Annotated in this window: 6 protein-coding genes and 1 rRNA gene; 4 read left to right on the top strand and 3 right to left on the bottom strand. The window is 43.7% G+C overall.

Annotated elements, in window-relative coordinates; translation table 11 throughout:
• Positions 1 to 232 precede the first annotated feature (232 nt).
• Complete coding sequence (locus L2717_RS00030; RefSeq protein WP_220774207.1) at positions 233 to 1,882, bottom strand: dipeptidase; 1,650 nt, start codon at positions 1,880 to 1,882, stop codon at positions 233 to 235.
• 404 nt (positions 1,883 to 2,286) lie between these two features.
• Here L2717_RS00030 and L2717_RS00025 point away from each other — a divergent pair, with 404 nt between their 5' ends.
• Positions 2,287 to 4,500: a M3 family metallopeptidase gene (locus tag L2717_RS00025; RefSeq protein WP_220774206.1), complete on the top strand. Its 2,214-nt coding sequence runs from the start codon at positions 2,287 to 2,289 to the stop codon at positions 4,498 to 4,500.
• Positions 4,501 to 4,840: 340 nt separating this feature from the next.
• Positions 4,841 to 6,118: a DUF2254 domain-containing protein gene (locus tag L2717_RS00020; RefSeq protein ID WP_220774205.1), complete on the top strand. Its 1,278-nt coding sequence runs from the start codon at positions 4,841 to 4,843 to the stop codon at positions 6,116 to 6,118.
• A gap of 96 nt (positions 6,119 to 6,214) precedes the next feature.
• On the opposite strand, the gene L2717_RS00015 is transcribed toward L2717_RS00020, so the two are convergent.
• Positions 6,215 to 8,359 (bottom strand): M3 family metallopeptidase, encoded by a 2,145-nt coding sequence (locus tag L2717_RS00015; protein ID WP_220774204.1) that lies wholly within the window; start codon positions 8,357 to 8,359, stop codon positions 6,215 to 6,217.
• A 733-nt stretch (positions 8,360 to 9,092) separates the two neighbouring features.
• On the opposite strand from L2717_RS00015, the gene L2717_RS00010 reads away from it, so the two are divergent.
• Positions 9,093 to 11,159, top strand: a complete 2,067-nt coding sequence (locus L2717_RS00010; RefSeq protein WP_248937930.1) for a bifunctional 2',3'-cyclic-nucleotide 2'-phosphodiesterase/3'-nucleotidase — start codon at positions 9,093 to 9,095, stop codon at positions 11,157 to 11,159.
• A 203-nt stretch (positions 11,160 to 11,362) separates the two neighbouring features.
• On the top strand, positions 11,363 to 12,106 hold the full coding sequence (locus L2717_RS00005; RefSeq protein WP_220775034.1) for a DUF2057 domain-containing protein: 744 nt from the start codon (positions 11,363 to 11,365) through the stop codon (positions 12,104 to 12,106).
• A gap of 240 nt (positions 12,107 to 12,346) precedes the next feature.
• On the opposite strand, the gene rrf is transcribed toward L2717_RS00005, so the two are convergent.
• Positions 12,347 to 12,429, bottom strand: a 5S ribosomal RNA gene (rrf, locus tag L2717_RS18220); the annotation flags it as partial.

Genomic DNA, 12,429 nt, shown 5'->3' with positions numbered 1-12,429 from the left:
TTATTTTATGGCCGTAGATATCCTCAACATGGGTAAGTCTTGGTTTTTTATTATCTCTAACCACTGCGGTCTAATTAGCCCAATAAACAGCCAATGATCTTGCTGGCATGATTACTAGCAGCCCTCCTTGGTCGACTCTTAATTAAATATCAGGGGGTGAAGCCCCACGACTTTGATTTAAACTCTAATCTTGATTAAGGAATTAAAATACGGTTTGGAATGATGGTGAGCACTATTTCACCGCCGATAGCTCGATAAACGCCGCGGTATACATTTTTAGGTTCAGCATAAATTGCTTATGGGTGATGAATTCTTTTTCGGTATGGCCTGTGTATTCCACGCCCGGCATGGCTGGGCCAAAACTTAAGGCGTTGGGGAATAATTTACTGTTGGTTGAGCCGCCAATCGCAACGGGTTTGGGGTCAACTATACCCGTAAAGTGGGCAAACACGTCGAGCAGAGTTTGTTGCTGCGGCGCACCGTCCACAACCATAGGTTCGCCCCAATAGCTTTCAATATCAACAAGCTGCACTTGGTGTTTATCCTGCCATAGGGTTAAGGCTTCACGGGCTTGTTTAGCGAGTAACTCTGGTGTTTTGCCAACAGGACGACGTAAGTTAATAATCACCTCTGTGCCCTTTTGCGTTTCACTCACAACTGTGGGAGCTAATGTCAGCGGCCCCATAAAATCATCTTTATAGGCTAAGTCACCAAACTGTTCTGCATAAATCCCTAAACCCACTAACTCATTAATAACGGCAACCGTTAAGGATGCCGCTGTTTGTGGCCAAGGCGCATGATTTTGTTCATGGCTCAGATTGTTACTTAACAATGCTGCAAGATGAGTTACCGCATTCACGCCATCTTCTGGGGTAGATGAATGTGCGGCTTTACCGTCGGCAAAAATATGTAGCTTACACAGGCTATCGACGCAGTGGTTTTCAAAACGATATTTCATCCCTTGCTGCGCTGCGGCTTTGGTTTGCAATTTTGTCAGCAATGCGGGTGAAACCGCCTCAATTTGCGCCTCGGCTTGCTGCGGTACTTGGCTGGCAAAATAGCCACCAGAGAAAGCTGTTAACGTGGGAGTTTGAGTTGCAGCCTCTGCTTTAGCGTCTATATTGGAGATCGTAATATTGGGCACAGTAAACGCAATCTTACTCCAACCTTTTTCGGCGGTGACCACTGGGTATTCGGCATCAATGGTAATGTTCATATCCGCAGGTGTGTAATGGGTGAGAAAGGTTTCAAGTGGTTCCCAATCGGATTCTTCAGCTAAATAAACTAACAGTTCAATGCGTCTATCTCGCTTAATTTGCTTATCTTTAATCGCCTTCATAGCGTACATGGCAGTAACAATGGCGCCTTTATCATCCTCTGTGCCACGACCAATCAATTTGCCCGGCTCAGATTGGCTATCGAGTAAATAAGGGCTCTGCGCCCACAACGCAGGATTGGCAGGCTGCACATCGCCATGGGTGACAACTCCTAATTTTTTAGGCTCGCCCGTGCTAGATGACGTCGCATCTAAACCAATTAAGATGACATAACCATGATCGACATAATCTAAACCCAGTGTTTGACTCAGTTGTTGTAAGCTCGACTTAAAGCCCACAAAGGCCGGATTAGTGTCCGGGGTTTGCCCTTCAACGGCTTGAGTATTAAAGCTAACTAACTCAGCCAAACTCTGCACCATAGCCGCATCGTATTTAGCGACTGCATAATCGGCGACCTTAACGGCATTGGAGCTTAACTGGGGGATGTTAGTGTTTGCAGCAACATCTGCGGCAAGACTTTGCGGAATAATAGCGCTGGAGGCTGTCAGTAACGCCAAGGATAAAGCCAAACGCACGGAAATACGTGGAATATAAGATTGAGACATACTAGATCCTGTTATTGTTATTAATGTTAGGACCGTACTGCAATAGACGGTTTTAAAAGGAATGAAAGGGTTTGTGTTGCCGTGATTAGCATGACTTATATTACCTATATACGTGCACGATTTAACTCAGCTCACGTGCCAACACGCTAATTTGCAATATGGTTTGAGCCTATTTAGTTTGCCATATTGCTTTGCTTAAATACCTGAAATAAAACATTTGTTACAAATAAAACACAAAAACAATAGGATCCAACCTGCGATACATGTTAAAAAATCACCTTAATAATTTAATTGTTTTAGCCGTTCTCAGATTGTTCACTTCCTGAAATCTATGGTTATCAAAATCTACGGCTATCACCTATTCCAGCATGCATAACAATAATCGACCTAACGGGGAACTAATAATGAAGGGACTAACCCTTAAAGCGCAAGCCCTCAAGCCACGCACCGCTAAACTCACGCTAAGTGCCATTGCTTTAGCCTTAACCTTAGGTGCTTGCAGCGCACAACAACCCGATGCCAGTGTGCAAGCAAATGCAGCGCCTAATGCCGTTTCAGTGCAAATTATCAGCCAGAATGCGACCAATCCATTCTTTAAACCCTATGATACTTTTATGGAAATCCCAGACTTTGATAAAATCAAACCTGAACATTTCCTTCCTGCATTTAAAGCGGGTATTGCCCGGCAACACGAACAGATGCAAGCCATCGTTGATAATAAAGCTAAGCCTACCTTCGCTAATACCATTGAAGCAATGGAGTTTTCAGGCGATTTAGTCACGCGAGTATCGAATGTTTTCTTCAACCTAACGGGCGCCGACACCACCCCTGCGTTGCAGGCCATTTCGAAAGAAGTGTCGCCGATGTTATCGTCCGCTGAAGATGATATTTTGCTCAATGACAAACTGTTTCAAAAAGTCAAAGCGGTTCATGATGCAAAAGACAGCTTAAAGCTCAATACCGCGCAAGCAAAATTACTGGAAGATACCTATAAATCTTTCACCCGTGGCGGCGCTAACTTAAGCGAGCAAGATAAAACCAAACTGCGCGCATTAAACGATGAAATCGGTAAACTCAATCTCACCTTTGGTGACAATCTACTTGCTGAAACCAATGCCTTTGAACTCGTTATCGATAGCAAAACAGATTTAGCCGGCTTACCCGATGATGTGATTGCCACCGCCTTTGAAACCGCTAAAAAACGTGGCCACGAAGGCAAGTGGGTATTTACCACTTCTCGCCCTTCTATCACGCCTTTTTTAACCTATGCCGATAACCGTCAATTACGTGAAATCTTGTATAAAGGTTATACCGAGCGTGGCAATAACAATAATGCCCACGATAACAAAACCATCCTGGCTAAAATTGCCGCACTGCGCGCAGAACGCGCCCAGTTGATGGGCTATAAAACTCATGCTGATTTTGTGTTAGAAGAACGCACTGCTAAAACGCCCGAAAACGTTTACGGCTTGCTCAATAAAGTATGGCCAGCCGCGCTTGCCCAAGCCAAAGCTGAAATGGCTGATATGCAAGCCATGATCGATAGCCAAGATAATAAGTTTACGCTGCAAGCGTGGGACTGGGATTACTACGCCGATAAAATTCGTGTAGCAAAATACAGCTTTAACGAACAACAAACTCGTCCGTATTTCTCACTTGATAGCACTCTTAAAGGCGTGTTCTACACCGCGAACCGTTTGTACGGTTTGACCTTTAAGGAACGTACCGACTTACCCAAATACAATGCAGAAGTACGTACATGGGAGGTCTACGATAAAGACGGCAAACTAATGGCTATCTTTATGGGCGATTATTTTACCCGCGACAGCAAGCGTGGCGGCGCCTGGATGAACTCTTATCGTAAGCAATACAATATGAATGGCGTTGATTCTAAGCCCATTATTGTTAACGTACTCAACTACCCTCGCCCAGCGGGTAATGAGCCAGCATTACTGACCTTCGATGAGGCTAGTACGTTATTCCACGAATTTGGTCATGCGCTGCACGGCATGCTATCGAAAGTAGAATATCGCTCACAGGGCGGCACCGCTGTACCACGCGACTATGTAGAATTTCCGTCACAAGTGAATGAAAACTGGATGACACAACCAGAAGTATTAGCTCAATTTGCCAAACATTATAAAACTGGCGAAGTTATCCCGCAGGAATTAGTGAAGAAAATCCAAGCGGCGAGTAAGTTTAACCAAGGGTTTTCTACGGTTGAATATGTCGCAGCCACTAAACTCGATTTAGATTGGCACACACTGACCGACACCACGCCAAAGGATGCCGCCAAGTTTGAAGCCGACTCGTTAGCAGCGATGGGATTAATTAATCAAATTAGCCCACGCTATCGCAGCACCTACTTCTCACATATTTTCGCAGGCGGTTATTCTGCAGGTTACTACAGCTACCTTTGGTCGGATATTTTAGGTGCTGATGCCTTTGAAGCCTTTAAAGAAAATGGCATTTTCGATAAAGCTACGGCAGATTCTTTCCGTAATAATATCCTTTCAAAAGGCGGTAGCGACGATCCGATGCTGATGTATAAAAACTTTCGCGGTAAAGAAGCGGGCATAGAGCCGCTGCTACGTAGTCGTGGTTTACTGGCCGAATAATATCGCCAATAATAAAGGTTAAAAGTAAGATTAGTAACGGGAGCCTAGGCTCCCGTTACTTTTGATATTACAGCGTAAATAGGGTCTATATGTTCATTCGGCTAGAATTTACCTATTGAGAATATTTACAGGAAAATAGATTTAATTAACCATAAATCAAATAATTAAATTTTTGGGTTCTCCATTTAAAATAGTATGCGCCCAGTATTACTAGATGAATATTATCTATAATGACAACATCTATTTTGAGCCGTTTTTTAAAAAGCTTAACCACACATTTTTATCTTTCTACTTTAAAATGTGTACGTATTAGCAAAAGATGACAACTGCGGAGACTGAAATGAGCTCTACCCTATTAACTGACCGCGTCAGAGTTTTTCTCAATCAGTTTCGCCACCGACTGTGGGTAAAACCACTGATCGTTTGCCTGCTTTCAATAATGGCAGCCTTAATCGCAAAATTGGCTGATGGAACTGGATTAGCACAGATCACACCTGAGATTTCATTAGACTCCATTGAGGTACTCTTATCCATCATGGCGTCAAGCATGCTGGTGATTGCCACATTTTCAGTGGGTTCTATGGTATCGGCCTATGCCTCTGCGGCAACAACAGCAACACCACGATCATTTGTATTAGTTGTTGCAGACGATGCATCTCAAAATGCACTCTCCACGTTTGTCGGTGCCTTCATTTTTAGCATAGTAGCCCTTACGGCGGTAAAAAATAGTTACTTTCAAACGGCAGGTTTATTTATTCTTTTTCTGCTAACGGCGCTGATCTTCAGCGTAGTGATTTTTACATTTGTGCGCTGGGTAGATAGCATTGCTCGCCTCGGACGTATGGGCACAACGATTGAGAAAGTAGAAATAGCGACCGCTGCATCGCTAAAGCGGCGAAAGCATGCGCCCACCCTTTGCGGCGTATCAGTGAGCTCAGAGGCTAGCGGACGCGCGGTACATGCGGTTAATGTCGGTTATGTTCAATACATCAACATTGCGGCACTGCAAAACTGGGCTGGAAAACATAAAATGCGCGTGGTGATCGCGGCATTACCGGGCACTTTTGCTGCTCAAAATCGACCATTAGCCTACATTCGTGCCGATTCAGGCGATTTAGCCGAGCTTGATGATACCCCCGTTTTAGCAGCATTCCAGATTGGTGACGTGCGTCTTTTCGATGATGATCCACGATTTGGTTTAGTGGTATTGTCGGAGATTGCTGGACGCGCGCTGTCGCCTGCGGTGAACGATCCCGGAACAGCTATTTGTATTATAGGAACCCTAATACGATTGTTTACGCTATGGGATGCGCCTTTGACAAATACTGATAGCCAAACACCCAAGTACAATCGCATTGAAGTACCTGAAATATGCCCTCAGGATATGTGTGATGATGCTTTTACGGCGATTGCTAGAGATGGCGCTGGCATAGTTGAAGTGGCTGTACGACTCCAAAAAGCCCTCGGTTCTTTAGCATCGAGCCATGATAAAAATATACGCGCCGCCGCTGAATACCATAGTGAATTAGCATTAAAACGTGCCCAAATTGCGCTGAATGTCGCAGAAGATTTTAAAGCCGTGCAAGCTGCTGCGCACTTCACCGGCCCAGCAGATTAGCCAGTGGCTCAATCGGTGCGTCATATGTTATATAACGCAATAAAAAAGGCTTGCTAGGTTTCCCTAACAAGCCTTTTATTTTAAATAACTAACCGATTAGTCGACTAAACCACGGCGCTTTAACAGTGCCTCGGTTGTCGGTTTTTTACCGGTGAAGTGAATATAATCTTGCATAAGATCTTCACTGTTGCCTTTAGATAACACTTCTTGACGGAATTTGTCACCATTATCAGTTTTTAAACCGCCCTGCTCACTCATATAAGCAAAGGCATCGGCAGCAAACACTTCGGTCCACAAATAGGCGTAATATCCCGCGGAATAACCACCAGAGAAAGCATGGCTAAAGTAGCTCGATTTATAACGTGGTGGAATAGGCGCAAAATCAAGGCCGTGTTTAGCTAATACTTGGTGCTCAAACTGCTCAACATCACTAATTTGTGTGTCTGCGCTGATAGAGTGCCATTCCATATCTAACAAGGCTGCAGACAAATACTCAACAGTATCAAAACCTTGACCAAATTTATTTGCGGCTAGAATTTTATCAAGCAGCGCTTTTGGAATTGGCTCACCCGTTTGATAGTGTTTGGCATAGTTAGCAATTACAACAGGGTCGATATTCCAATCTTCGTTAACCTGTGAAGGGAACTCAACAAAGTCACGCGCCGTTGATGTGCCAGCAACGCTTGGGTATTTCACCTGCGAGAATAAACCGTGTACCGCATGGCCAAATTCATGGAACAGAGTGGTCACTTCATCGAAGGTCATCAAGGTTGGACCATCGGCTGGCTTAGGAATATTAAGCGCGTTGTAAACAACAGGTTTAGTGCCAAGTAGGCCGCTTTGGGTGACAAACTCATCCATCCACGCGCCGCCGCCTTTACCTTCACGGGCATAGGGGTCAAGGTAGAATAGCCCGATAGAACTGTTATCTTTATCAAACACTTCAAAGGCTAATACATCGGAATGCCACACAGGTAAATCGGTGCGCGCTTTTAAAGTGATGCCATACAGTTTATGCATGGCGAAGAATAATCCGTCTTGTAATACCGTATTAAACTCAAAATAGGGCTTGATAGTGCTCTCGTCGAGGGAGTATTTCTCTTGACGCACTTTATTAGCGTAATAAGCCCAGTCCCAAGGTTGCAGTTCAAAATCACCGCCCGCTTTTTTAATCTCAGCTTGAATGTCAGCCGCCTCCACTTTAGCGCGCGCCAGCGCTTTAGGGGCTAAATCATCGAGAATTTCATACACAGCGGCAGGGGTTTTCGCCATTTGATCGGCGACCGCATAGGATGCCCAGGTATCAAAACCCAGCAAGTTGGCTTTTTTAGCTCGAATCTGCGCCATTTTAACAATCAATGGACCATTGCTTGCCACCGAACGATGCGCCGAGGTTTGCCACACTTTTTGGCGTAGTTCTCGGTTATCTAAACTCGCCAGCACAGGCTGGCGCGTGGTATTAACGAGAGTAATTAAGTAACCCTCTTTTCCGGCAGCTTTAGCCGCTGCGGCTAAGGTGGCGATTTCGCTATCAGATAAACCGACTAACTGCGCTTTATCGGTTACAACAATCACATCATCTTTAAATGATTTTAAGCTGTTTTGTGAAAAATCCGTCGCTAAGGTTGCAAGCTCGGCATTAAAGTCACGCATCTTGGCTTTATCTTCGGCGGACAATTTCGCGCCAGCACGGACAAACTGCTCATAATAATATTCAACTAAACGCTGATCTTCTGCATTCAAGTTGCTCTTTTGTTGATACACAGCTTCAACACGGGCAAATAAAGTCGGGTCGAGATAAATATTATCGCGGTGGGCAGCTAACTTAGGCGCAAGATCCGCTTCCGTTTTCTGAAAATCATCATTCGAAATCAAACCCGCAAGATTAAAGAAAATCCGCGATACACGCGTTAATAACTCACCTGAGGTTTCCATTGCCAGAATGGTGTTGTCAAAACTGGCCGCTTGTTTGTTATTTATAATGGCCGCGATTTCGACATCATGGGCTTTCATGCCCTGCTCAAAGGCGGGAGCATAATCTGCCATATTGATCAGATTAAATTGCGGTGTTTGATCCTGCAGTGAGCTCTTGCTCAGTAACACATTAGTTGCCTCTGCTTTAGTGGCGGTTTGCGTAGCAACGGCATTTTTGGCTTCATTGGTATTTGCAGCAGGCTGGTCTGAACAAGCACTCAGTAACAAAGCCGTAGCCACGGCTGTGGTAATAACGGACTTACGCATATTAACTCCCTTGAATGTTGCAGCCCTTTCGATTGTATTTTTAAAGTGAAAGGTGCGTGCTAATGAATTTTAGCTTGCTGCTTAAAATAGTCAGTTTAACGCATTCTATTTTAAGCCGTCTGTTTAACGAACACATATGATACGTACGTCAATTTCGATGAGCTACCTTAACAACTTATGCCTATTTCAGCCAAGTTTTACCTGCACAGTTAACCGTTAATTTGTATCACTTTATGTGTATTTCCAGTCTAAATGTATCTATGCCAATTCTCAGTTAAATTTAATGTGCTTCAATAAGAGCGAAGCACATGCAAGCAGGTGTGATGAGCATTAATTAAAATTTGATGTAAAAAGAATTATTTAAATCAATTTAATTAGATTTTTTAAGCCAGATATTCTCAACATAGACAACTGTGTCAGTAAATAAAACGCCGTTCCGATAAAGTAAGTTAATTATTCTTAATAAACTTTTCACCTCGGTTATTTAAACATCCATATAACAAATGCACAGATTGAATAGCTCGCTATTTAGGCTAATTCGCTATTGGTCACAATTTGTGACCACTTTATTCAATTAATGTCACACTCATTTCATAAAATGTCTTTATAATTCTCACTCGTTAACTTGGTGACAAATTAACCCAACAGTTAAGTTACACTGAATTAACGGGATGATGGGCATGTTCTTTACGGAACATGCGTAGGGGTCAAATAAATATAAATAGAGATAACTATGTTAAATAAGAAAATACTTGCAGTGATGATCACTGCAGCCTTGGGTGTGAGTGCCTGTAACTCAGATGATGACACCATTATTCAACCTGATGGTAAAATCGTTCAAGCCGATTTACGGATACTAGAAACCACAGATTTACACACTAATATCATGGATTTCAACTACTACAGTGGTAAGGATGACCCAACTATCGGTCTAGCCCGCACCACAAGTTTGATCCATGCAGCACGCAGCGAAGCTAAAAACAGTGTTTTAGTCGATAACGGCGATCTACTGCAAGGCAGCCCAATGGGCGATTATATGGCGAAAGTTGGCCTGCAAATGGGCGACGTTCACCCTGCTTATAAAGCCATGAACCTATTAGATTATGAAGTCGGTAATATCGGTAATCATGAATTTAACTATGGTTTAGATTTCTTAGATAAATCGATTAGTGGTGCAGATTTTCCTTATATCAACTCAAACGTTTATTGCGCTAACGATAATGGCTGTTGGAATGAAGTAAAAAAAGGTGAAAATTTATTCACACCTTATATCATCAAAGAAAAACAAATTATCGACAGTGAAGGCAATAGTCAAAGCATTAAAATTGGTTACATTGGCTTTGTACCACCACAAATCCTATTGTGGGATAAACAAAATCTTACAGGTAGAGTAACGGTTGAGGATATTGTTGAAACCGCGAAAAAATATGTCCCCGAAATGAAGGCTAAAGGGGCTGACATTATTATCGCAATCCCTCACTCAGGTATTGGTTCGTCTGAAAATCCTGGCGATCCTATGGCTGAAAACGCCACTTACGCGTTAACTTACGTTGATGGTATCGATGCGATTTTATTTGGCCATAGCCACTCTATCTTCCCAGATGCTAAATATGCTGACTTACCCAATACTGATGTGACTCAAGGTTTACTAAACGGTGTACCCGCCGTGATGCCAGGCCGTTGGGGGGATAACTTAGGCGTGGTTGACTTTAAACTTGAGCGTAAGGACGGTAAATGGACTGTTATTAGTGCAAAAACTGAGGCTCGTCCGATTTATGATGGCGCGAATAAAACCGCATTAGTTACCGCTGATGCCGCTATTCATGATGCCGTCGCAGCTGAGCACCAAGGCACCCTCGCCTTTGTGGATGAACCTATCGGTGTCGCTGCGGCAGATATGTATAGCTTTCTCACCTTAGTGCAAGACGATCCTACGGTGCAAATCGTTTCAGATGCGCAAATCGCTAACGTAAAAGCGAAATTACCCGCAGCATTACAAGGGCTACCAGTGCTGTCAGCCTCAGCCCCTTTTAAAGCGGGTGGACGCCACGGCACAAGCAGCGATGCGGACCAATTTGTTCAAGTCGATAAAGGTCCACTGACCTTCAAAAACGCCGCAGATCTGTACCTGTATCCCAATACTATGGTGGCAGTCAAAGCAAATGGCGCCGAATTGAAAGATTGGCTCGAGTGTTCAGCCAACCAATTCAATCAAATCGACCCTACAAAAACTACGCCACAGGGTTTAATCAACTGGGATGGTCATCCAACCTATAACTTTGACGTGCTAGATGGCTTAACTTATAAGATTGATGTTACGCAACCGAGTAAGTTTGACCGCGATTGCGCAGTGGTTAATGCCAGTGCAAATCGTATTGTAGATTTAAGCTATACAGACGAAAACGGTAAAGTCATTACAGGTGAAGAGCTTGCGACAAAAGAGTTTATCGTCACCTCAAATAACTACCGCGCTTTTGGCGGTAAATTTGCAGGTACGGGTAGCGATCATGTTGTTCTGGAGCTACCAGACACAAACCGCGAAGCATTAGCCGCCTATATCACAGAGCAGTCTAAGTTCAACGAAGTGACGGGTAAGTACGACGCCATGGTTAATCCAAGTGCCGATTACAACTGGGATTTTAAAACAATCACCACTAACATCGTATTAGACGTTCGCTTCGAAACTCAAGATAGTGATAAAGCTGCTGCCTTTATCAAAGATAATCAGCAACGTGAAATGAAGAAGATCAGCACCGATGCACTGGGTTTCGCCGTTTATAGCATTGACTTAACCCAATAGACGTTCAATAACAAATATCACTCAAAAGGCTCCTCGTGAGCCTTTTTTATTCCCCGCAGATAAAATTAACGCTAATCTGCGTTTCATATAAACGACTTATCGCCATTAAGGTTATCATAAACCACACTAAGCATTACCCGCTTTGTGCCGTCAGATATTAGCCTTATTATTTAGCGGCGCTCTTGTAACAACTGAGAAAACGTATGAAATATCAATCAATCTTATGTGCCACAGCGTTAATGCTAAGCACTGTGCAACCCGCTGCCGCCGATGTGAATCTAAAGCTACCTAAAAACGCTGAAGTGCTAACAGTCAATGGTAAACCAGCAGTAAAGAGTGGCGAACTCATCTTAGCCGATGGTATGAATCAAATTGCCTTTCGTTATGCTGCGCAATACCGACAACAGGCTGATTCAGTACATTATCTATCTGATGTGTTAATTATCCGTTTTGATGCCTCAGAGCAAATATTGACTCTTAAACTTCCTGCTATAAACTCAGCCAAAGACGCAAAAAAATTTGATGAATCAGCCGAGTTGACGCTATTAAATACTCAAGATGAAGCGGTGAGTTTTACCAGCGATAAATTGATTAAGAATGGGGTTCAACTAGGGCGGGATTTTGAGCACGAAATACTGCAGTACAACCTTAGCGATCGCCCCGCATCATTGAACATCACGATGACACAATCGGGTAATGCCATGGTTCCACCGTCAACCAAAACACTATCATCAGGCCAGCCACAAATGCGCCAAGCTCCAGCCATCGCATCCACAAACTTGCTCGCACCAGCAGTGATGACGTCAACAGTCTCTGCGGTCGATGATAAGGTTCAGCAAGCTACCCAGCCTAGCCAAACTGAAATCAGCCAGATGCTTGATTATTGGTATAAACAAGCCAACGACAATACTAAAGCCAGCTTCAAGGCCAAAATCAATCAAGAGTGATTCATTCAACAATATACTAGCGTTGTGGAGAGGCTAGCTCCCCCCCCAGAACACAGCTTCAATTGTCAATAATCAAACCGTCAGTTTAGTGTGAACTGGCGACTCAACATATAGCTCAATAGCTTTGTAAATAGTTGAATTTTTTTAAGGCTTCAAAATCCACTTCTTCTGCCAAATTGCAGACGTAAAAAAGCCAGCTTATTCAGCTGGCTTTTTTACATCTCATCGAGATAATTAGGCGCTTGGCGATGACCTACTCTCACATGGGGAGACCCCACACTACCATCGGCGCGTTTGCGTTTCACTGCTGAGTTCGGGATGGG

Origin of the sequence: Shewanella glacialipiscicola (assembly GCF_023283485.1) — a bacterium.
In the GTDB taxonomy this organism is placed as follows: domain Bacteria; phylum Pseudomonadota; class Gammaproteobacteria; order Enterobacterales; family Shewanellaceae; genus Shewanella; species Shewanella glacialipiscicola.
This window is presented reverse-complemented; position numbering and strand designations above follow the sequence as displayed.